The sequence below is a fragment of the Bacillus sp. CH140a_4T genome, assembly GCF_008923725.1.
In the GTDB taxonomy this organism is placed as follows: domain Bacteria; phylum Bacillota; class Bacilli; order Bacillales; family Bacillaceae_G; genus Bacillus_A.
The window spans coordinates 222101-243667 of the sequence record NZ_WBPF01000019.1 but is presented as its reverse complement, the minus strand read 5'-3'; the positions used below and the strand labels follow the sequence as shown (position 1 = coordinate 243667).

The window sequence follows — 21567 nt, the reverse complement described above, 5'->3', positions numbered from 1 at the left end:
ACATAGCTTACAAACATGTAAGTCTTCTGTAATGTAATTCGATAGTTAAAAGATGGCGAGTTTTATATAGTGTAATTAGAAAGTCTCACTGTATTACTTTCTGTTTGTAATGGTAATGAAGAATGAAAAACCAACTACTTTTTAATAGCCTCATCTGTATGTAGATGAGGCCCTTTTTATAAACCTTACAACATTGTAAGGTTTACGTAAGTTAATTCGATAGTAAATTTGTCATATTTTTTGCATAATAAATACAAATAGATAAAAATAATTAGGGATATAGTAAGAAGGGAGAAGAATGGGATGCGTAAAGAAGAAGTAGTGAAGTTTCCAATTAAAGATTTCTGTAGCTACTTTACTGTTGCCGTAGTATGTATTGGATTATTTGATATCATAACAAACTTAATTGTTAAATAATATAGATGAAAAAACAAGAAGGGAGATCCTTTCTTGTTTTTTTTATGGGGGAATAAATATGAAATGGATTGATAGCCATATACATGTTGACCAATATAAGGATGGAGAGAGAAGTAGATTACTTAAAGATGTGGAAAATAGTAAAGAGATAAAGGGGCTTATTGCGGTATCTATGAATTATTAATCATGTAAAGAAACTTTATCTTTAGCAAAGAGATATCCTTTTGTACATCCAGCAATCGGTTTTCATCCAGAGCAACTGATTTATAAAGAAGAATGTGAGCAAATTTATAAATTAATTGAAGATCATGTAGAGGACATAGTTGCGATTGGTGAAGTAGGCTTACCGTATTATGTAAGAAAAGAAGATGAGTACATTGCTATCAATTCACATATATCGGTGTTACAACGATTTGTTGAACTAGCTAGTAAATATGATTTACCAATTATATTGCATGCCGTGTATGAAGATGCTGATATTGTATGTGATTTACTGGAGAAATATAAAGTTTTACGTGCACATTTTCATTGGTTTAAAGGAAGTGAAGCAACAATGAAAAGGATGATGAGGAACGGTTATTACATTTCTATCACGCCAGATGTTTTACATAAGGAGAAAATTAGAAAAATCGTTTCGTATTATCCACTTGAATATATGATGGTAGAAACAGATGGACCATGGGAATTTCAAGAAGATGTTATGACGCATCCGAGAATGATTGGAGAGGTACTTAAGGAAATCAGTGTTATAAAAAACATGTCTGTTGATAAGGTTGCGAAAAAGATATATGAAAATACAATTCAATTTTATTTGGAAGGATAGGAGCGTTACTCTTATCCTTTTTATTATGGATATTTTTTCTAATATTTTCTATGATTTATGAAAATTATCAATGGGTTATTAATAATATGCCGCGTTTTGGTTTAAGTTAAAAAAACCACCAAGCATTCTGCTTGGTGGTTTTGTATTAAGACTCTAATTTTTTCGCGCGTTTTAATAATAATAGAAAGACAATGACGAAGAAACCAAGTATAAGGAAGAATCCATATTGTTTTACATAATCCATTACGTCACTTGCACTTGTTGGTTTTTCAACGTGAATGCCATCTTTATTAGTAGTGATATGAATATCTTTCATTTTCACTTCATTTGTTTCTTTTTGTAAATCAATCCATTCTATATTTGGGATGCTTTCTAGATTCTTTAATACTTCTTTTAATGGTTTCACACCTAAGTAAGGATGATAGAATGCACCAATAACTCCATCGGATAATTTGGCAACGGATACAGCATTTTCTTTCATTTTAGCAATAGCGTGTGGTTTATCTTCTTCGATAAATCCAACTGTTTCAGGCATTAATTTCATGCCATGTAAAAATGATGGTGTACTTCTGTATGCTGGAGAGTGCATGGATTTCCAAGTTGTATCACTTAACTGTAGTTGTCCTACATAAGTTGAAAAGTACCTTGATAATATTTCATATCCTTTTTGAGACATTGTGTAATGAGGTGCTTCAAATGCGACAGGATATAGTTTGGCATCTACAAGCTCTTGAATCCCTTTTTCAATATGATCAGTCGTATATTTTTCTTCAAATTCTTCCCCTTTTTTTACGTATGCATTATATGCCTCTATATTAGGGAAATCATCTTTTGTTTTTGGTTTTTCATGCTTCGGTTGACGAATTGGTTGGTCTGTTTTTACGTCCCAAAATTCAAAACCTTCACCAGTTTCACTATCATAAAATTGGTGAGTATAACCGTGCATAATAATTGCTGCACCATCATCTTGCATAGAGCGTAAAAGATTGACTAGTTCGGGTTTATCTTTTAAATGCAGTGTTTTACTTGTCTCTGGATCGGTATATACAGGAATAACAGTGATCATGTATGGCATTTTTTTCTCTTTTAGTAATTCAGCAATTTCTTTTAATTGATTTATATCTGCGGCTGGATGAACGTCCTCAAGACGTAAATAAGCTTCCAATTTATTTGTCGTTGGCTTTTGTCCGAAGTAAGAAAATAACATTTCGCCGACGTAATGAGACATCCAGTCAAAGAGATTTGGCGTTGCAACATAATAAGAATGATTTTGTTGCACAATTAATGGATAAGTAGTATTTGCTTTTAAAGCATTGGCAAGAATTGTTCCATTTGTATCAAGGTTTTTAATGGATCGTTCGTCCTCTAATGTATTCTTTAGTTTACGTGTTGGATATTCAATTGTATTAGAGTTTATATCTTCATTTTTAAGTGTGATAAATGAAAAACGATTGGATAATTGTTCTATATTTTGACCTAAAACTAGTAGTGGCCCTGAGAAACTTTCTAGAAATTCTTTTGTTTCAGTAGAAAGTTCTTCTTGTTTTTCACCTAGGTAAATAACATGTGTATATGAAGATTTATCAGTTATTTCAGCTAACTGTCTTATGCTTTTTATTGTTATGTTATTAGTAAAATGCCCTACTTGTGTATTAAGTATTTGGGTATCATTTGTAATTTGATCATCGTTTGAACTGTATAAAATAAGGACCTTTGGATTTTCGTTTTGTTGTGCGGAAATAGGGACAGGAATTAATAGTAGTAAACTAAATAAGAGTAGCAACCATTTTTTCATATTATTATTCTCCTAGTTTATATTTAGAATTCAATTTACAATTATATACAAAAAAAGCGTTTCAGTCTATGAAAGCTACATTTTTGCACGTATTTACCAGCTGTTTTTTCACAAAATCGGTCTAAAGCATGATGATAATATACATAGTTATTTGCTATGATAAAAGGGTAAGAGAATGATAGAATGTGGGTAATTGTAAAGGGAAGAAGGCTGAAAGGGGACAAATTTCAGCGGAGAAAGAGGTAGTGGTAGTGAAGAAATTCTTTGTAGGGTTTTTAGTTGTTCTTGGGGTGTACTTATATTTCCAAGGAAAGTCTGAAGGAATGGGCAAGTTAGTGAATGAGACAAGCTATGTTGACTCAGAAGAAGCAAAACAGATGAAACAAATTATTATAGAGGAAGCAAAGAAAGTCAATCTTCCAGAATGGATACCTCTTACAATTGCCGAACATGAAAGCCGGTTAAATCCAAGAAGTGTTGGAGATAACGGAACTTCATTCGGATTGTTTCAATTGCACCGTGGTGGTGGACTTGCACCAGATCATTTAACTGATGAAGAGTTGAAAGATCCGCGCACAAATGCGCAAATTGCAATGCCGCATTTAATGAAAGGGTATAAGCGCGGGGTGCAGAAAGGTTTGACGGATTTTGCATTACTAAAATATGTAGCAAATACATCTGGATGGCCAGGTAACCTGGGTCCAGAGTGGACGGATAATAACATGAAGTATAACATCGGATTAGAAGATGTGTACTATCGAAATAAAGGTGTAATAAAAGAGTAGGTTTTCTATACCTACTCTATTTTTTGTGGCTAATTGCGTCGTCTTGTTTTGTGAAATACGCCGCTAGTTGTATTTTCACGTCTTCTAGTTTTGTAGAAACTTGCGGTATTTTATATCCTACATACAATGGTGAAACGACAAACCTAGGAACAACTTTACAAATGATTTTTCCATTTAAGTAATAGAAGAATAAGTTATAACTACTACATCCTTTATGGAAATCTGTCAGTATGTAACGTACAGTTTGCTGAATATAATTTGCTAGTTCATCTATGAATTTAACATCTTCAATGATGATATTAAATTCAGTAAAACCGATAATAGGACGATCTGAAATATTGAGTTCAATGCGTTCGTTTTTTTGTACAATGACTCCTCGGAAGTTGTCCGGTTCTACGTTACCGAGATAGTCTACATATTTCATTCCGATAATCTGCATGTGTGCATGATGCAAACTCCCGCCTGAGAATGGACCATGATTTTTGTATAAAATCACAGATGTGAATTCTTCATTTTTCTGTAAGTCTAACCAATGTTGAATGGAGAAACGAATTAGCGATCTCATATGTTCTTCTGTATATGTCGCAATATGGTCTTCACAATTATCTGTTTCGATTAGCACTGTTTGAAGTGTATCTTTTAATGTAGGAAATTTGTTTTTTAGCCAAATAATTGAGTCTTCATTTGCTAAAATATCCGTCAAATTTTCTCTGTCACAAAAAGGACATGCAGCGCTTCTATTTCGAATGCTTTCTGGTTTTTGTTTGCCGATATCGTTTAAAAAGTATAGTTGTTGTGTATCCATTTGTATATATGCCCCTTTAAAATATGTGTAAAAATCCCGCTTAATACATTCGGGAAAAGGAGAAGAAAATCCTTTAAAGGGAATAGGAAAAATAAAAGACAAGATATCCTCATTAAGATAGGGTACCTTGTCTTTTACTTTTTCTTTAATAATGTGTATGGATAATATAGATCGTTTTTATTTTGCTTCTTTTTTCTATTTTTTATTGTGTATAAGGCAATTGCTGTACTGGCGATTACAATAATGGCTTTCTTCATATTCATGGACCCCTTTTTTATTGTTGGTTTAATTCTTGGCTAACTGCTTTTGCATCAACTAGAGCGTGTAAAATCATTTTTACCATGTTCATCATATTCTTTCACTCCTTTTTATAGTTCGTTTAGTTCTTTTACAACTGCTTGTCCGTTCACTAATACCTCAAAGATTGCTTTTACGATTTCTTTCATCATGTTTGTTTCCTCCTTTTGTTGTCGCTCTTGTTTACATCTTTATTGTATAGGGAGGCATCTTTTCGTACTATCGCTTTCTATTACGTGAACATAACAGTTTTGTAAGATTTGATGTCACTTATTGAAATGTTTAGTCTATCTTCATTATTTTCAGAAAAATGACTATTCAAACATGAAATGGGAAAGTATAATAAAGAAGTAAGTATTAAATTCCGTACGAAAGAGGTGAATGAGATGAAACGTTCTTTAGCTGCGCGTGCCAAATTTTTAGATTATATCTATTTTTGTCGTGCGATTTTTCATGATGTAGTTGTTAACGGGATACGTCTGTCCTTTTTTAACAATTGCATAGTAGCTATTGAACGATAGAAATCTCTTCACCCATTTTTAATAAACGTGTGAAAAGGGAGCTATTTGGCTTCCTTTTTCTATGTCGAAAACCATGGGGAATGTTTCTTTCCCATGGTTTTTTATATTGAAAGGAGTACGGAAAATGACAATTTGTAGTGTAAATAATGTAACGAAATCTTTTGGTGGAAACATCATATTTGAAAATATATCGCTTGAAATAAAGAATGGTGAACGTGTTGGATTAGTTGGTCGTAACGGTAGTGGGAAGACAACAATCTTTCAGCTTCTAACTGGAATGGAAAGTTTAGATGCAGGAGCCATTCATATGAAGAAAGGTACACGTATTGGTCATGTGGTACAAATTCCGAAATTTGATGAGGATATGACTGTATATGATGTACTGAGTTCGGCTTTTAAAGCAGAAAAGGAATTAGAAAGAGAAATGCGTACTTTAGAAAAAAATATGGCGGAAGAACGAGAACCGTCTGCTTTACAAAAATTAATGGAGAGATACGGAGTAATTCAAGAAAAGTTTGCGTTCCTTGGTGGTTATGAAATAGAAGCGAATTTGATGAAGGTAGCAAATGGTCTACAGGTGACAGAACTATTTCCTCGATTATTTCTGGAGTTAAGTGGTGGGGAACAAACAAAGGTAAGCCTTGCATACATGCTATTGCAGAAACCAGATTTACTTTTATTAGATGAACCAACCAATCATTTAGATTTATTCGCCGTAGAATGGCTAGAGCAATTTTTAAAAGAATACAATGGAACGGTTATGGTCATTTCACATGATCGTTATTTCCTTGATGAAGTTGTAACGAAGATTTTTGATTTAGAAGATGGAGAGATTCACGTGTATCATACAAACTATTCTCAGTTTGTTGAGGAAAAGGAAGAACGGTTGCTTCAGGAGTTCCAGGCTTATCAAGAACAGCAAAAGAAAATAAAGAAAATGAAAGAAGCAATTAAGCGACTACGTGAATGGGCAAATCAGGCGAATCCTCCGAATGAAGGATTGCATAAGAGAGCGAGAAGTATGGAACGCGCACTGGAACGTATGGAGAAACTAAAGAAACCTATTTTAGAACGAAAACAAATGGGACTTCAGTTTGAAGGGCAAGAGAGAAGTGGGAAAGATGTTGTTGTAATGAAAGAAGTGAGTAAAGGGTTTGCTGACCATCCTTTATTTAACGAAGCGAATTTACATGTTCGTTTTCAAGAGCGTGCGGCGATTGTCGGTCGTAATGGTACAGGAAAGACAACGCTACTAAAATTATTATTAGAAGAAATAGAACCAGACGCTGGTGAAATTCGAATTGGTAGCAGTGTGAAAATCGGTTATTTATCACAGCATGCGTACGGAAATGTGAAGAGTAATGTATTAGAAGCTTTCAGGGAATATGTAGCTGTAACAGAGGGAGAAGCGAGACATATATTAGCTAAGTTTTTATTTTATGGTCCAGGGGTGTTTAAGAAAGTAACGCAACTGAGTGGTGGAGAAAAAATGAGATTAAGGCTTGCGCAACTTATGTATCAAGATATCAATTTTTTAATTTTAGATGAGCCGACAAACCATCTCGACATTGAATCAAGGGAAGTTTTAGAGGAAGCTCTTGAGCAATATAATGGGACGATTCTAGCTGTTTCACATGATCGTTATTTTTTAAATAAGTTATTTGAAAAGACGTATTGGATTGATGATCGTAAATTATTTGAGTTTGCAGGGAACTATGCATGGGCGCGTCAAAAGTGGGAAGAAAAACTTGAGACACAAGCAATAAAGCAGCAACGCCAAGGAAGAAAAAGGATTGAAACAGCTCCTATAAAAAAGAAAGAAGTTAGGAATGTTGTGGAGATTGAAACAGAGTTAATGCATGTAGAAGAAGATATCTATACGCTTGAGTGTAAGATGGAACATGTAGTTGATGCTGAAATGCTTGAACAATTGTATGAAGAAAAAACGAAGAAAGAGTTGTTACGAGCGGAGTTGTATAATGAGTTAGAGAATATAGCGGAGTAAAAAGTAGAAAGCGAATTCCTTTCAGTTTTGCTGAAGGAATTCGCTTTTTTATATTGATATTTTACTTTAAGAGAAAAATGAAAATTGTGTTTCACGTGAAACAGTAATTTGATACATCTTTGTTCCGTAATTTGCATAGATTGTAAAACATAAATGATATTAGGAGCTTTTTGGATCGGTTACTTATTTCCCGAGACATAAGTATGTGAAACAGCGAACCATGATTGAAAACAAAAAAACAGAGTTACAGCTTTACACGCTGAACTCTGCTTTCTTTTTGTGTGGTATCTTCCCTTGTTGAAATGATAATAGCGATCCCGAGCATAATAAAAAAAGCTAAAAAGAGGACGAACTTTGGGAAGAATGGGAATAGTAATAGAGCCCCGACTATCATAATTGTTAATAATACGTAGTGCAGGACGTATTGGAATAGGTTGTCCATGTTTTCGCCCCCTTTTTGGTAATTGGTTATTAGTATTCTATGTTTCATACCGAACGAATAGAAGTGAATTTTTAATTTTTTAATACGAAATAAAAGAGAACGATTGACATGTTTAAAGGAAAGGAATAATCTTGAAATTAATTCATACTATTTTTATAGGAAAAATAAAGATAGTTACAGGAATGAGGTCTATGTTCCTACATTGTTAAAAATCAGGAAGGTAAAGGTGAGAGTGCGATGAAAAATGCTTTTAAAGGAGTACTTGCTACATTTCTTAGTGTATCAGTGTTACTAGCCGGATGTGGTCAAGAGGAAGCAAGTACAAATGAAGCGGGGAACGTACCAAAAGTAAAAGATGAATTTATTAAGGCAAGTGACAAATCAAAAAATCCTACAAAAGTAAATGAAAGAAAAGATACTTTTGTAGTTGGAATGCCGAGTCCTGGAGGGATATTCCTTCCGCACTTTATGGAGAATGGATGGGATGGTAATATAACGCAAGCTATATTTGCGCCTCTTGTTGGACTAGATAAGGAAGGGAAACCAATTCCTATTTTGGCGAAGAAGTGGGATATTTCGGAGGATCAGCTTACATATACGTTCCATTTGAAAGATGATTTAAAGTTTAGTGATGGTTCACCGTTAACTGCGGAGGATGTAGCATTTACGTTAACGTTATTACATGATCCTACTTATAGTGGTGCGACTGATATAAGCCAAACAGTAATAAAAGGTGGGCAAGCATATAAAGAAGGAAAAGCAAATTCTATTGAGGGGATTCAAGTCATTGATCCGAAAACAATTACGATTACGACTGAAAAGGTAAATGCTCAAACATTATCATTAATCGGTGGAGAAGTTATATCTAAAGCTTATTACGGGAAAGAGTATAAACAAGGACACTTGGAGTATTTAAAAGAGTTGTATGGGAAGCCGGTGGGAGCAGGAGCTTATAAGTTAGATAAATATATTCCTGGTCAAGAAGTTCGATTTGTAGCAAATGAAAATTATTTTGAAGGAAAACCGAAGATTGAGCATTTTATTTATAAAATTACAAAAGGTGATACGAAGCTACAACAATTTCAAGCAGGAGAAGTAGATTATGATGGTTTTACGACAAACGTGGAGACGATTGAACAATTAAAAGATTTGGGTTTTGCTAATATTAATGTGTATACAGGAAGCTCTTATGGCTACATTAAAATGAATTATAAGAAGCCATACTTTAAAGATAAACGTGTCCGCCAAGCATTTATTTACGGATTAGAGCGTCAAAAGGTTATTGATACGTATTTCCAAGGATATGCGTCACTCGTTAATGTACCGATTACGCCAGTTTCATGGGCGTATACAGAAGAGGGCATTAATAAATATGATTATAATTTAGAGAAGGCGAAGAAATTACTGGATGAGGCTGGATGGAAAGCGGGTTCGGATGGAATTCGTGAAAAAGATGGACAAAAATTGAAAGTAAGTTATTTTGCCTCATCAGCAAGTAAAATAAATGATGTAATGATTCCTGTGATGAAAGAAGATTATAAAAAGCTTGGTGTAGAGTTTAACCCAGAATATATGGACTTTAATACGATGATTTCAAAAGTGATAAAAGGTGATTATGATTTAGCGATGGTATCTACGCCAATGATTGATGATCCGAGTGGAACGATTGAAGAGTTTGTTTCAACAAGTAAACGAAATTATGATGGATACTATAATCCAAAAGTAGATGAATTAGCTAAGCAAGCATTAGAAACGTTGGATATTGAAAAGCGAAAAGAAATTTATAAAAAGTTATATCAAGAATTAAGCGAAGACCCGCCTGTAATCTTCTTAAATAATAGCAAAGTTGTGTCCGCACATAATGCACGAATTCAAGGGTTACAAGAAGATAACTATAACGGTATTTTATTAAGTTTACCTAAATTAAAGATAGAACAATAATTTTGAAAAAATTATCAAAATATTTATTTAGAAAGAATTGACAAAATATAACTGACGATATAAGCTAATAACCATAAAGTCTACCGGAAAGGTCGGAATAGGATTGTTACCCCTCAAAAACATCTATTTTTTTACGATTAAAACCGACTTTTCCGATTGGCTATAAATATGCTGTGGGAGGCATACATAAGCTAATAAGTTCAAAGGGTATCACTATTAAACAGTTAGGGTGGGGACAATGAAGAAAAAGACAAAAAAATGGGCTGGTGTATTTTCGGTATTACTGAGTAGTTCGCTTGTGTTATCTGCTTGTGGGGGACAGGAGGATACGGCTTCTACAGAACCGGTAAAAAAGCAGGATTTAAAAGACTCTAAGATTGAATCAATTCCAGCTACAGATAAAAAGAAAAGTCCAGAGAAAGCAAATCAACGAAAAGATACTTTTATTACGGCCATTTCTAAGCCAGGGGGAGTTTTCCTTCCGTATTTCCAAGATAATGGTTGGGATGGAAATGTAACGTCTGTTATTTTTGCGTCATTAGTAACAACAGACAAACAAAGTAAACCTATTCCGGATCTTGCAGAAAAATGGGATATTTCTTCTGACCAGTTAACATATACATTCCATTTACGTAAAAATTTAAAATTTAGTGATGGATCGCCTTTAACAGCGGATGACGTAGCATTTACATTAACACTACTTCATGATAAAGCGTATGAAGGTGGATTGGATATTGCTCAGTATGCTGTTAAAGGCGGGAAAGAATATAAAGAAGGAAAAGCAACTTCTATTGAAGGAATTCAAGTTGTTGATCCACAGACAATTAAAATTACAACTGAAAAAGTTAATTCACAGGCGCTAACGAATTTAGGTGGCCCGGTGCTATCAAAAGCTTATTATGGAAAAGATTATAAACAAAATACAAGTTTAGACTATTTAAAAGCATTATATGGGCAACCAATTGCAGCGGGTCCATATAAATTTGAAAAATATGTTCCAGGTCAAGAAGTACGCTTTGTTGCTAACGAAAATTATTATGCAGGTAAACCAAAAATCAAAAACTTTATTTACAAAATCACATCAGGTGATACTGGATTCCAATTATTCCAAACAGGTGAACTGGACTATAGTGGGTTTAGAGCGAACCCTGAGAATATAGACCAATTAAAAGGATTAGAGTTTGCAAATATTAATCTTGAATCATCAAGTGATATTGCTTATATCTATGTAAATAATAAGAAGTCGTATTTGAAGGATAAGAAGGTACGTCAAGCACTTACTTATGGATTAGACCGTAAGAAGTATGTGGATACAGCTTTACAAGGATATGGATCTGTTGCTAACGTACCAATTGCGCCAGTTTCATGGGCATATACAGAAGAAGGTATTAATAAGTATCCACACGACGTAGAAAAGGCTAAAAAATTATTGGATGAAGCTGGTTGGAAAGTAGGTTCTGACGGGGTTCGTGAAAAAGATGGTCAAAAATTAAAATTAACATACTACGCATCAAATACAGGTAAAACAAATGATATCTTTATTCCGATTGCAAAAGAAAGTTATAAAGAAATTGGTGTTGAATTAAATCCTGAGTTGATGGACTTTAATACGATGCTTTCAAAAGTAGGAAAAGGTGACTACGATTTAGCAGCAGTTTCAACACCAGGAATTAGTGATCCAAGTGAAGTTGTAAGTGAATACTTATCAACTAATCCAAAAAGTGATACGGGTTATAATAATCCGAAAGTAGATGATTTGATTGTAAAAGGTATAGGAACGACAGATATTGAAAAACGTAAAGCGATTTATAAAGAGCTGTATAAAGAGTTAAGTGATGATCCACCAGTTATTTTATTAAACTATCGTAAACTACTTTATGCTCATAATGCACGTATAAAAGGAATTGATCCAGAAAAGTACGATGGCATTAGTTCCAATTTACCAGTGTTATCTATTGAACAATAAGGGTTGACCTAAATAATAGAAGACGTTTTTTCACACAGCAATGGAATGGTAGCTGTTTTGAAAAAATGTTCTTCTATTTTTAAGTAAATAGGATTGGGGAGACAAAAGGTGAAAACATATATCATTCGTAGGTTCCTTCAAATGATCCCTACATTGTTTGGTACATCTATTATTATTTTTTTCTTATTTGCACTTTTGCCGGGAGATTATATTGATTCAAATCCAAAGTTAACACCAGAGAGAGCCCAAGAATTAAGGGAATTATACGGCTTAAATAAACCAATTGTTGAAAGGTATTTTCATTGGTTAGTGAATGCTTTGCATGGTGATTTTGGATTTTCTTTACAGTATCAAGAACCTGTAACTTCATTACTTAATAAATTTATTTGGAATACATTTATCGTCGCTGTTGCCGCTTTATTTTTCACTTGGATTATCGCTCTTATTATTGGGGTTATTTCTGCAACAAAGCAGCACTCTTGGTTTGATAGATTGGTAACAATCGGTGTATTTGCAGCAATGTCATTTCCATCATTCTTTATCGGATTATTTTTAATTAAATTATTAGCAGTTGATTTAAAGTTATTACCTATTGGTGGCATGATTGATATTGGGAGTAACTCAACAGGGATAGCATACATATTAGAAGTATTACGTCATATGGTACTACCTGTATTTATTTTAACGCTTCTTGGTGTAGGGTCGTTAACAAGATATTTTAGAACCAGCATGTTGGATGTTGTTAGGCAAGATTATATTCGTACTGCTCGTGCAAAAGGTTTAAAAGAAAGAACCGTTATTTATAAACATGCATTGAAAAATGCAATTTTGCCAGCAATTACATTACTCGCTTTTGAATTACCGGGTTTATTTTCAGGGGCTATTATTATTGAACAGATTTTTAACTGGCCAGGGATTGGGAGTATTCAATTAGAGGCATTAAACTTCCGTGATTATACGGTATTAATGGCCTTTACGATGTTCCTTTCTTGTTTAACAATTATGGCTAATTTCTTAGCTGATATTGTATATGCGTTTGTTGATCCAAGAATTCGATTGAAGTAAGGGGGGAAAGATATGGAGACTATTACACCAATAATAGAGAAAAAGAAAGAACGAAAAAAGAGAAACGAATCATCACCATGGCGTCAAGCGTATAAAAAAATTAAGAAAAATAAGATGGCATTGTGTGGCTTATACGTTTTAATATTTATGTTTTTATTTAGTTTTATCGGTCCAATCTTTTCACCGTATGCTGATGGGAAAGTACAAGTAACACAAATTAATAAACCGCCCAGCCTGTCACATTGGCTTGGAACAGACCAGTTGGGACGGGATATTTTAACTAGACTTATGCAAGCAGGGCGTATTTCATTGACAATTGGTTTAGCGTCGATGCTATTATCCGTTATACTAGGAGCTTTATTAGGAGCAATTGCTGGTTTTTATCGAGGGGTTGTGGATCATTTAATTATGCGTGTTGCGGATGTGTTAATGTCCATTCCGGGATTACCGCTACTTATTATAATGGGAGCAATTTTATCAGAATGGAAATTACCATCGGAGTACCGTTTATATGTTGTAATGATTATTTTAAGTTTAGTAGGATGGCCAGGACTTGCCCGCCTTGTGAGAGGACAAATTTTAACATTGCGGGAGCAAGCCTTTATGCAAGCCGCAGATGTATTAGGATTAAAAGATTCTCGGAAAATCATTCATCATTTAATTCCTAACGTCTTTCCGTTGCTTATTGTTGTAGCAACTTTGGGCGTGGCTGGATCTATTCTAAGTGAGTCCGCACTAAGCTACTTAGGTCTCGGCGTCGTCCCACCTACACCATCATGGGGGAATATGATTAGCGCAGCTAACTCATTAATTGATTTCCAAAAGCGTCCATGGTTATGGATTCCGCCTGGTTTCGCAATCTTTATAACAGTTGTATCAATTAACTTACTTGGTGATGCACTTCGTGATGCGTTAGATCCAAAGATGAGACGGTAGGTGAGAAGGTATGAGTAAAGCGGTAGTAGAGCTGAAAGACTTACAAACACATTTTCAGACAGAAGAAGGAACAGTGAAGGCTGTAAATCATGTTAGTTTTACAGTTCGAGAAGGTGAAACGGTTTGTGTTGTAGGCGAATCAGGTTGCGGGAAAAGTGTAACAGCTTTATCTATTGTGGGGCTTATTGCTGAATCAGGAAGTGTAGTAGGTGGAGATATTTTATATGAAGGAAAAAGTCTTTTAGGAATGAAAGAGAAAGAGCTTCGTAGTTTACGAGGCAATGATATTGCGATGATTTTCCAAGAACCGATGACAGCGCTGAATCCGGTCTTCACTGTAGGGGAACAAATTGTAGAGACGTTAAGGGAGCATGAATTACTTAGTAAAAACGAAGCGTATAAGAAAGCAATTGAGTTAATTCGTAAAGTCGGCATAGCTCGTGCGGATGAAATTGTCCATTCTTACCCACACGAACTGAGTGGTGGGATGTTACAACGTATTATGATTGCTGTTGCACTTAGTTGTAATCCTAAGTTATTAATTGCTGATGAACCGACAACGGCTCTTGATGTTACGATTCAAGCTCAAATATTAGACTTATTAAGACAAGTAAAAGAGGAGTTTAAAACATCCATTTTATTAATTACACATGATTTAGGTGTTGTAGCAGAAATGGCTGATTACGTTGTCGTTATGTATGGCGGGAAAGTTATTGAAGAAGCACCGGTATTAGAGATATTCCAAAATCCGAAACATCCGTATACGAAAGGTTTGTTGAAATCAAAACCAGTGATGGGAAAACGAATAGATAAACTATATTCTATTCCAGGGCAAGTTCCTAATTTAGTCGGTTTGGATGAATTTTGCTACTTTAGCGGTCGTTGTGAGCATTGTATGGAAATATGTAAAAAAGAAGCACCAAATCTGAATGTACGTGATGAGAATCATAAAGTAGCTTGCTGGTTATATGAGGAGCGTGCAGAACAATGAGTGAACCATTATTAGAAGTAAAAAACTTAAAAACATATTTCCCTATTAAAGGCGGCGTATTTAGTAGAACGGTTGGACATGTAAAAGCAGTTGATGGAGTAAGTTTTACTATTAATAAAGGCGAAGTGTTCGGCCTCGTTGGTGAATCAGGAAGTGGAAAAACGACGATAGGAAAAACAATTTTACGTCTCGTCCAAAAAACGGAGGGGGAAGTGAAGTTTAAAGGACACGATGTTCATTCTCTATCAAAGGAGGAATTGAGAAAACATCGTCCTAATATGCAGCTTGTGTTTCAAGATCCATTTAGCTCATTAAATCCGAGAATGAGAATTGGAGAAGCACTTGGTGAGCCGATGTTGGCTCACGGACTAGCGACGAAGGAAAATGTTCGTGAAAAAGTGATAGAAGTATTAGAGTTATGTGGCTTAGCCCCATATCATATTGACCGGTACCCTCATGAGTTTTCTGGTGGACAACGTCAGCGTATCGTTATCGCAAGAGCTATGGTATTAAACCCGGAATTCATTGTAGCTGACGAACCTGTGGCAGCACTAGATGTATCTATTCAAGCACAAATCATTAACTTATTTAGTGAGTTACAGGAGAAAAAGGGATTATCCTATTTGTTCATTTCACATGATTTAAGCGTGGTAGAGCACTTATGTACGAAAATTGGGATTATGTACTTAGGAACGATTGTGGAAACAGCGCCGCGTGATGAGTTATTTACGAACCCACTTCATCCGTATACAAAAGCATTGTTATCGGCTGTGCCAATACCAGATCCAACAGTGAAGCGAGAGAGAATTATACTAGAGGGTGACATTCCAAGTCCAGCAAATCCACCTTCGGGTTGTCGTTTTCATACACGTTGCCCGTTTGCAACAGATATTTGTAAACAAACGGTACCAGAATTCCGTAATGTTGGTGAGGAGCATTTTGTTGCTTGTCATCATGTATAAAAAAAGGACTCTTTCAAATGGAAAGAGTCCTTTTTTTATTTACTAGATGAAGTTTGTTTTAATACAAATTGCTCGATTGCATGAGCAACACCATGTTCATTGTTTGTTAATGTTACAACATCACATAGTTTTTTTACATCTTCCTCAGCATTTCCCATCGCAACTGATAAGCCAGCTACTTGTAACATTGGCACATCATTAAAGTTGTCCCCAATTGCAATAGTATCTTCAATTGGTATATTGAAATAAGCAGCCATTTCTTGTAGACCGTTCCCTTTATGACCATGCTTATCCATAATTTCTACATTAGTAGGAGCTGATGCTGTAACTGAAATATCAGTGTCTTCTTGTAACGTACTTAATAGCTGTGCACGATGCGCTGCATTAAATGTCAAAATGAAGAATTTAGATATTTCTAATTCTGGATTATTTACAACATCTTCGATTTTTTGGAAATCAGTAATTAAGTTTGATTTCTTTTGTTTTTCTGTAATTCTCTCAAGTTCCTCGAGTGTAACATCTAGTGCATGCTTGTTCTCTTCGAACGCTTGCATGACTTGATCTTGCCATGTATATGGAGAATAAACTCCTTTATTCGTATATAGCTTATAAGGAAAACCTTCAGATTCTAGTAATTTTGCAAGCTTGTATACTTTATCGTTTTGTAAACAACGCGAGTTAATTACTTTTCCATCCACATAAACAATTGCCCCATTGCTTGCTCCAACTGGAAGAGATAGTTTATATTCTTCCAATAATTTTAAAGCATCCTCTTTTGCACGACCAGAACAAATCATGACTATATGGCCAGCCTCTTTTGCAGTTTGGATAGCTTGTAAGTTCTCTTTGGAGATTTCAAGATTAGATGATAGTAGTGTACCATCCATATCTAATGCGATTAATTTCAAAATGACCACCTCTTTGCTTTTATTATACATAGTTATATGGAGGAAACATATAAACTTATCTTGGAAAGATGGTATTTTATCCCGCTTTAATGGGCAGTAAAACCCCCACCTCAAAATTCAGCGAAAGCAAAGAATTTAGGTGGAGGGGGCAACTGCCCATAAAAGTCCGATTGGTTCAACTAATAATCAGTGGGGGGATGAAGCCCCCCACTAATTAAAGTTTCACTTTATCTCGCATAAATCGTTAGTGAAAATTTGATAGACTCCAACGTATTCATTTGAATATGCACTTTAATTTGTAACAAAAGTAGGGGGAGTATGGGTATATTTCGTTATATGACTGTAATATTACAATAACGTTACAAATATGAACTTAGTAGAAAGTGCATTAAAACAAGGTTTTTAAGGGTGTTTAAGGGTGTTTATAAAAAAAACGTAAAAAAAGTGTAATAAAATTTACGTAATTATATTGCAATGTAACAATAGTTATGTTACATTAATGTTACAAACGTTACGTTATTAAATTTAATGTAACGCTAACATAAAAACTATGAAATAAACATTTCTTAGAAATTACATATAGATAACTTATTAAAGAGGAGGATACATAAAATGAAAGAGCAAGTATTACAAGTAACAAAAGGTGACTTCGTAGGATCAGCAAGTGGAGCGGTAGTATTAACAGCATTAATCGTATTTCTATCAAGCGTATTAGTATAATAGAAGTTTTGTAACAAAAAAAGAGAGGAGAATGCAAAATGAAAGAGCAAGTATTACAAGTAACAAAAGGTGACTTCGTAGGATCAGCAAGTGGAGCAGTAGTATTAACGGCATTAATCGTATTTCTATCAAGCGTATTAGTATAATAGAAGTTTTGTAACAAAAAAAGAGAGGGGAATGCAAAATGAAAGAGCAAGTATTACAAGTAACAAAAGGTGACTTCGTAGGATCAGCAAGTGGAGCAGTAGTATTAACGGCATTAATCGTATTTCTATCAAGTGTATTAGTATAATAAAGGTTTTAAATCATACAAAATGAAAGGAGAATGAGGAATATGAACAGTGAACAAGTGTTACAAGTAACAAAAACAGATTTATTAGGATCATTAGGTGGGGCGGTAGTATTAACATCATTTATTCTATTCCTTGCAAATATATTAGTATGAGACATATAAATACAATCATTCAAAAAAAATAAAGACTCTAGCATATTAGTAAGTAGTTAATATGTTGGGGTCTTTTTTATTTTCCTCTCATATATACCTTCAAGTATTAATATTCCTTCCGTAATGTAAAGAGAAAAAAGTCGAATTTTATATGTAAGAAAAAAAGAGGAATTTGACAGAAAAGATAGAAAATTTTAAAAGTCAGAATTTGTTAGCTTGCTAACTAATTTCTATTAATTGATATTAGAAGCGTTTTCGGTTGGTTTTAAGTATGGACCATTTAATCTATTTACAGGGGGATGAGAATTTTATGAAACAAAAATCTATGGATACGCTAGCTGCACAAATGGAGGACTTTTTTCCGGTACGTGATGTAGATCATTTGGAATTTTACGTAGGAAATGCAAAGCAATCAAGTTATTACCTTGCGAGAGCATTCGGATTCAAAATTGTAGCTTACTCTGGATTAGAAACTGGTAACCGTGAAAAGGTATCTTATGTTCTTGTGCAAAAAAATATGCGTTTTGTTGTGTCTGGAGCTTTAAGTAGCGACAATCGTATCGCAGAATTTGTAAAGACACATGGTGATGGTGTAAAAGATGTTGCTTTACTCGTTGACGATGTTGACAAAGCCTACTCGGAAGCAGTGAAACGTGGTGCCGTCGCGATTGCTCCACCTGTAGAATTAACAGACGAGAACGGTACACTGAAAAAAGCAGTTATTGGTACGTATGGTGATACAATTCACACGCTTGTAGAGCGTAAAAATTATAAAGGAACATTTATGCCAGGATTCCAACAGGTGGAGTTTAATATCCCATTTGAAGAGTCAGGTTTAATTGCTGTAGACCACGTAGTTGGTAATGTTGAGAAAATGGAAGAATGGGTTAGCTATTATGAGAATGTTATGGGCTTTAAACAAATGATTCATTTTGATGATGACGATATTAGCACAGAGTATTCGGCGTTAATGTCAAAAGTAATGACGAATGGAAGTCGTATTAAGTTTCCTATTAATGAACCGGCAGATGGAAAGCGAAAATCGCAGATTCAAGAATATCTAGAATTCTATAATGGAGCAGGTGTACAACATCTTGCTTTATTAACAAGCGATATCGTTAAAACAGTGGAAGCGCTGCGTGCAAATGGTGTGGAGTTTTTAGATACACCTGATACTTATTATGATGAGTTAAGTGCACGAGTTGGAAAAATTGATGAGGAAATTGATAGGTTAAAAGAATTAAAGATTTTAGTAGATCGCGATGAGGAAGGATACTTACTACAAATCTTTACGAAACCAATTGTAGATCGTCCAACTTTATTTATTGAAATTATTCAACGTAAAGGTTCTCGCGGATTTGGAGAAGGGAACTTTAAAGCATTATTTGAATCAATTGAAAGAGAACAGGAACGTCGCGGAAACTTATAAGATTTGTATCCACCAGTAAAAGTCTCTTTGCTGGTGGAAATTTCATTTTCATAGGGAGGAATCATGATGAAATTTGTTACATTTCGTCTTCCTTCGAAAGAAATGCGAGCTGGATGGCTTGAAGGTGACAAAGTAATTGATATGAATCTTGCTAGTGATGGAAAATTACCTTCTTCTATGTTCGCCTTTTTAGAGAAAGCGGATGAGTATGTAGAAGTATTGCGTAAGATTAAGAATCCGGAAAAAGGTATATATTCCTTAAAGGAAGTACAATTAGCGGCGGCAATTCCTAATCCGAGTAGTATTCGGGATTTTTACGCGTTTGAACAGCATGTAAAAACAGCCCGCGGCCGAAGAGGGCTAGATGTTGTACCTGAATGGTACGATATACCGGTTTTTTATTTTACGAACCATCGTGCTGTAATTGGTCCGAATGATTTTGTAATTGGTCCGAAAAAATCTAAAAAACTTGATTATGAGTTAGAGATTGCTTGCGTAATTGGGAAAGAAGGAAGAAATATTTCTCGTGAGCAAGCAGAAGACTACATTTTTGGTTATTGTATTATGAACGACTGGAGTGCAAGGGACTTACAAGCAACAGAAATGAAGGTAGGGCTCGGTCCAGCAAAAGGAAAAGATTTTGCAACTTCATTAGGAGCGCACCTTGTTACGAAAGAGGAATTAGATGTTTATCGTAACGGTGACCGTTATGAGTTAGAGATGACTGCTCATGTAAATGGAAATTTATTATCAAAGGGGAACTTCCAAGATGTTTACTATACATTTGCTGAAATGATTGAACGTGCTTCGGAAGACGTTACGTTATATCCAGGCGATGTGATTGGTTCGGGGACAGTAGGAACAGGTTGTATTTTAGAACTGGGTACGGAAGAGTGGCTACAAGATGGAGATGTTGTAGAGCTTACGATTACTGGTTTAGGTACATTATGTAATACGGTCAAAAAAGAAATGGAAGCAGGTGATGAGCATGTTTTATCGTCACATGGGGGAGCTACCTCATAAACGACATGTACAATTCCGTAAAAAAGATGGGTCGCTCTATCGCGAACAAGTAATGGGAACAAAAGGTTTTTCTGGTACGCAATCTATTTTGTACCATCATTATATGCCAACGGAAGTATCGCATTCAGTGGTATCACATTCTTGTCAGTTGCAGTATGAAGAAGATGTAGCTCTTGCTCATCGTCATTTTCGCACGAAAGAAAATAAAAAAACTGGCGATGCAGTAAGCGGAAGAAACTTTATGCTTGGGAATGAGGATTTATTAATTGGAGTAGTGACTCCAACAGAAAAAATGGACTATTTCTACCGTAATGGTGATGGCGATGAAATGTTATTTGTTCATTACGGAACAGGGAAAATTGAAACGATGTTTGGAACGATTCACTATCGAAAAGGTGATTATGTAACAATCCCAATTGGAACGATTTATCGTGTTATTCCAGATGAAGGAGAGACAAAGTTTCTTGTTGTAGAGGCAAATAGTCAAATTACAACGCCGCGTCGCTATCGTAATGAATACGGACAATTGTTAGAGCATAGTCCGTTTTGTGAGAGAGATATTCGTGGTCCTGAAAAATTAGAGACATATGATGACAAAGGTGAGTTTGTCGTAATGACAAAGTCGAGAGGATATATGCATAAGCATGTTTTAGGGCACCATCCGTTAGATGTTGTTGGATGGGATGGTTATTTATATCCATGGGTCTTTAATGTAGAGGACTTTGAACCGATCACAGGCCGTATTCATCAGCCACCTCCAGTACATCAAACGTTCGAAGGTCACAATTTCGTTATTTGCTCTTTCGTACCACGTTTATACGACTATCATCCAGAATCTATTCCGGCACCATATTATCATAGTAACGTGAATAGTGATGAAGTACTGTACTATGTAGAAGGAAACTTTATGAGCCGAAAAGGTGTGGAAGAAGGTTCTATTACACTTCATCCGAGCGGAATTCCTCATGGGCCGCACCCTGGGAAAACAGAGGCGAGTATAGGGAAGAAAGAAACGCTTGAATTAGCTGTTATGATAGATACATTCCGTCCGCTTCGTATTGTAAAACAAGCACATGAAACAGAAGATGAAAAGTATATGTATAGCTGGATTGAAGAAGGTTCACATACTGTGAAATAGGTAAAAAGAGGCATGCTCACTAAGGGAGCATGCCTCTTTTGTGGAATCGACATGTATAATAATACCAAAAAAAGTTATAGAAAGATATATAGAAAGAATGATAAGGATCGTGCATATTCATAAGAATTTCTACTTATTTCGACAGGGATTGTT

General features: G+C 35.0%; 21 protein-coding genes and 1 pseudogene. 17 read left to right on the top strand and 5 right to left on the bottom strand.

Annotated elements, in window-relative coordinates; all coding sequences use genetic code 11:
* The first annotated feature begins 475 nt into the window (after positions 1–475).
* Positions 476–1240 (top strand): annotated as a pseudogene (locus F8162_RS21415) (TatD family hydrolase).
* Positions 1241–1385: 145 nt separating this feature from the next.
* On the opposite strand, the gene F8162_RS21410 reads toward F8162_RS21415, so the two are convergent.
* Complete coding sequence (locus tag F8162_RS21410) at positions 1386–3035, bottom strand: DUF2334 domain-containing protein (RefSeq protein WP_151635502.1); 1650 nt, start codon at positions 3033–3035, stop codon at positions 1386–1388.
* Positions 3036–3286: 251 nt separating this feature from the next.
* Here F8162_RS21410 and F8162_RS21405 point away from each other — a divergent pair, with 251 nt between their 5' ends.
* Positions 3287–3820, top strand: a complete 534-nt coding sequence (locus F8162_RS21405; RefSeq protein ID WP_046956665.1) for a transglycosylase SLT domain-containing protein — start codon at positions 3287–3289, stop codon at positions 3818–3820.
* Positions 3821–3836: 16 nt separating this feature from the next.
* Here F8162_RS21405 and F8162_RS21400 read toward each other — a convergent pair whose 3' ends face one another.
* Complete coding sequence (locus tag F8162_RS21400) at positions 3837–4727, bottom strand: DUF4931 domain-containing protein (RefSeq protein ID WP_151635504.1); 891 nt, start codon at positions 4725–4727, stop codon at positions 3837–3839.
* Positions 4728–4759: 32 nt separating this feature from the next.
* Entirely contained in the window at positions 4760–4888 is a 129-nt protein-coding gene (locus tag F8162_RS21395; RefSeq protein ID WP_151635506.1) for a spore coat protein B, read from the bottom strand.
* A 420-nt stretch (positions 4889–5308) separates the two neighbouring features.
* On the opposite strand from F8162_RS21395, the gene F8162_RS21390 reads away from it, so the two are divergent.
* Both F8162_RS21390 and abc-f read left to right on the top strand, forming a co-directional pair.
* Positions 5309–5443: an RAxF-45 family protein gene (locus F8162_RS21390; RefSeq protein ID WP_046956655.1), complete on the top strand. Its 135-nt coding sequence runs from the start codon at positions 5309–5311 to the stop codon at positions 5441–5443.
* A gap of 124 nt (positions 5444–5567) precedes the next feature.
* Positions 5568–7448: a ribosomal protection-like ABC-F family protein gene (gene abc-f / locus F8162_RS21385; RefSeq protein ID WP_151635508.1), complete on the top strand. Its 1881-nt coding sequence runs from the start codon at positions 5568–5570 to the stop codon at positions 7446–7448.
* Positions 7449–7692: 244 nt separating this feature from the next.
* On the opposite strand, the gene F8162_RS21380 is transcribed toward abc-f, so the two are convergent.
* The gene (locus F8162_RS21380; protein WP_000369259.1) at positions 7693–7890 is read right to left on the bottom strand and encodes a hypothetical protein; all 198 of its coding nucleotides are present in this window, start codon (positions 7888–7890) and stop codon (positions 7693–7695) included.
* A gap of 237 nt (positions 7891–8127) precedes the next feature.
* Between F8162_RS21380 and F8162_RS21375 the strand changes: the two genes are divergently transcribed.
* From F8162_RS21375 to F8162_RS21350, 6 genes are all read left to right on the top strand, one after another.
* Positions 8128–9831, top strand: coding sequence for an ABC transporter substrate-binding protein (locus F8162_RS21375; protein ID WP_151635510.1), 1704 nt, complete (start codon positions 8128–8130; stop codon positions 9829–9831).
* 238 nt (positions 9832–10069) lie between these two features.
* A complete protein-coding gene (locus F8162_RS21370) occupies positions 10070–11797 on the top strand; it encodes an ABC transporter substrate-binding protein (protein ID WP_151635512.1) in 1728 nt (575 codons plus the stop codon).
* 108 nt (positions 11798–11905) lie between these two features.
* Complete coding sequence (locus F8162_RS21365) at positions 11906–12862, top strand: ABC transporter permease (RefSeq protein ID WP_151635514.1); 957 nt, start codon at positions 11906–11908, stop codon at positions 12860–12862.
* A 12-nt stretch (positions 12863–12874) separates the two neighbouring features.
* The gene (gene opp4C, locus F8162_RS21360) at positions 12875–13798 is read left to right on the top strand and encodes an oligopeptide ABC transporter permease (protein WP_000447957.1); all 924 of its coding nucleotides are present in this window, start codon (positions 12875–12877) and stop codon (positions 13796–13798) included.
* A gap of 10 nt (positions 13799–13808) precedes the next feature.
* A complete protein-coding gene (locus tag F8162_RS21355; protein ID WP_151635516.1) occupies positions 13809–14789 on the top strand; it encodes an ABC transporter ATP-binding protein in 981 nt (326 codons plus the stop codon).
* Positions 14786–15751: an ABC transporter ATP-binding protein gene (locus F8162_RS21350; RefSeq protein WP_151635518.1), complete on the top strand. Its 966-nt coding sequence runs from the start codon at positions 14786–14788 to the stop codon at positions 15749–15751. The genes F8162_RS21355 and F8162_RS21350 overlap by 4 nt, the downstream gene beginning before the upstream one ends.
* A gap of 35 nt (positions 15752–15786) precedes the next feature.
* Here F8162_RS21350 and F8162_RS21345 read toward each other — a convergent pair whose 3' ends face one another.
* Positions 15787–16659 (bottom strand): Cof-type HAD-IIB family hydrolase, encoded by an 873-nt coding sequence (locus tag F8162_RS21345; RefSeq protein WP_151635520.1) that lies wholly within the window; start codon positions 16657–16659, stop codon positions 15787–15789.
* Between the two features lie 612 nt (positions 16660–17271).
* On the opposite strand from F8162_RS21345, the gene F8162_RS21340 reads away from it, so the two are divergent.
* From F8162_RS21340 to F8162_RS21310, 7 genes are all read left to right on the top strand, one after another.
* Positions 17272–17379, top strand: a complete 108-nt coding sequence (locus F8162_RS21340) for a DUF3948 family protein (protein ID WP_000664237.1) — start codon at positions 17272–17274, stop codon at positions 17377–17379.
* A gap of 38 nt (positions 17380–17417) precedes the next feature.
* Positions 17418–17525, top strand: a complete 108-nt coding sequence (locus F8162_RS21335) for a DUF3948 family protein (protein ID WP_000664237.1) — start codon at positions 17418–17420, stop codon at positions 17523–17525.
* Between the two features lie 38 nt (positions 17526–17563).
* The gene (locus tag F8162_RS21330; protein WP_000664237.1) at positions 17564–17671 is read left to right on the top strand and encodes a DUF3948 family protein; all 108 of its coding nucleotides are present in this window, start codon (positions 17564–17566) and stop codon (positions 17669–17671) included.
* Positions 17672–17713: 42 nt separating this feature from the next.
* Positions 17714–17824: a DUF3948 family protein gene (locus F8162_RS21325; RefSeq protein ID WP_001083699.1), complete on the top strand. Its 111-nt coding sequence runs from the start codon at positions 17714–17716 to the stop codon at positions 17822–17824.
* Positions 17825–18134: 310 nt separating this feature from the next.
* Positions 18135–19253 (top strand): 4-hydroxyphenylpyruvate dioxygenase, encoded by a 1119-nt coding sequence (gene hppD, locus F8162_RS21320; RefSeq protein ID WP_061680014.1) that lies wholly within the window; start codon positions 18135–18137, stop codon positions 19251–19253.
* 66 nt (positions 19254–19319) lie between these two features.
* A complete protein-coding gene (locus F8162_RS21315) occupies positions 19320–20276 on the top strand; it encodes a fumarylacetoacetate hydrolase family protein (protein ID WP_151635522.1) in 957 nt (318 codons plus the stop codon).
* On the top strand, positions 20242–21414 hold the full coding sequence (locus F8162_RS21310) for a homogentisate 1,2-dioxygenase (RefSeq protein ID WP_151635524.1): 1173 nt from the start codon (positions 20242–20244) through the stop codon (positions 21412–21414). Before F8162_RS21315 ends, F8162_RS21310 begins: the two co-directional genes overlap by 35 nt.
* Positions 21415–21567: the final 153 nt, after the last annotated feature.

What these genes read in the sequence shown, in the direction of transcription:
- abc-f (WP_151635508.1), top strand. Translation starts at nt 5,568, where the DNA reads ATGACAATTTGTAGTGTAAATAATGTAACGAAATCTTTTGGTGGAAAC.
- F8162_RS21315 (WP_151635522.1), top strand. Translation starts at nt 19,320, where the DNA reads ATGAAATTTGTTACATTTCGTCTTCCTTCGAAAGAAATGCGAGCTGGA.
- F8162_RS21395 (WP_151635506.1), bottom strand. Translation starts at nt 4,888, where the DNA reads ATGAATATGAAGAAAGCCATTATTGTAATCGCCAGTACAGCAATTGCC.
- F8162_RS21310 (WP_151635524.1), top strand. Translation starts at nt 20,242, where the DNA reads ATGTTTTATCGTCACATGGGGGAGCTACCTCATAAACGACATGTACAA.
- F8162_RS21380 (WP_000369259.1), bottom strand. Translation starts at nt 7,890, where the DNA reads ATGGACAACCTATTCCAATACGTCCTGCACTACGTATTATTAACAATT.
- F8162_RS21325 (WP_001083699.1), top strand. Translation starts at nt 17,714, where the DNA reads ATGAACAGTGAACAAGTGTTACAAGTAACAAAAACAGATTTATTAGGA.
- F8162_RS21340 (WP_000664237.1), top strand. Translation starts at nt 17,272, where the DNA reads ATGAAAGAGCAAGTATTACAAGTAACAAAAGGTGACTTCGTAGGATCA.
- hppD (WP_061680014.1), top strand. Translation starts at nt 18,135, where the DNA reads ATGAAACAAAAATCTATGGATACGCTAGCTGCACAAATGGAGGACTTT.
- F8162_RS21390 (WP_046956655.1), top strand. Translation starts at nt 5,309, where the DNA reads ATGAAACGTTCTTTAGCTGCGCGTGCCAAATTTTTAGATTATATCTAT.
- F8162_RS21355 (WP_151635516.1), top strand. Translation starts at nt 13,809, where the DNA reads ATGAGTAAAGCGGTAGTAGAGCTGAAAGACTTACAAACACATTTTCAG.
- F8162_RS21335 (WP_000664237.1), top strand. Translation starts at nt 17,418, where the DNA reads ATGAAAGAGCAAGTATTACAAGTAACAAAAGGTGACTTCGTAGGATCA.
- F8162_RS21375 (WP_151635510.1), top strand. Translation starts at nt 8,128, where the DNA reads ATGAAAAATGCTTTTAAAGGAGTACTTGCTACATTTCTTAGTGTATCA.
- opp4C (WP_000447957.1), top strand. Translation starts at nt 12,875, where the DNA reads ATGGAGACTATTACACCAATAATAGAGAAAAAGAAAGAACGAAAAAAG.
- F8162_RS21350 (WP_151635518.1), top strand. Translation starts at nt 14,786, where the DNA reads ATGAGTGAACCATTATTAGAAGTAAAAAACTTAAAAACATATTTCCCT.
- F8162_RS21410 (WP_151635502.1), bottom strand. Translation starts at nt 3,035, where the DNA reads ATGAAAAAATGGTTGCTACTCTTATTTAGTTTACTACTATTAATTCCT.
- F8162_RS21370 (WP_151635512.1), top strand. Translation starts at nt 10,070, where the DNA reads ATGAAGAAAAAGACAAAAAAATGGGCTGGTGTATTTTCGGTATTACTG.
- F8162_RS21330 (WP_000664237.1), top strand. Translation starts at nt 17,564, where the DNA reads ATGAAAGAGCAAGTATTACAAGTAACAAAAGGTGACTTCGTAGGATCA.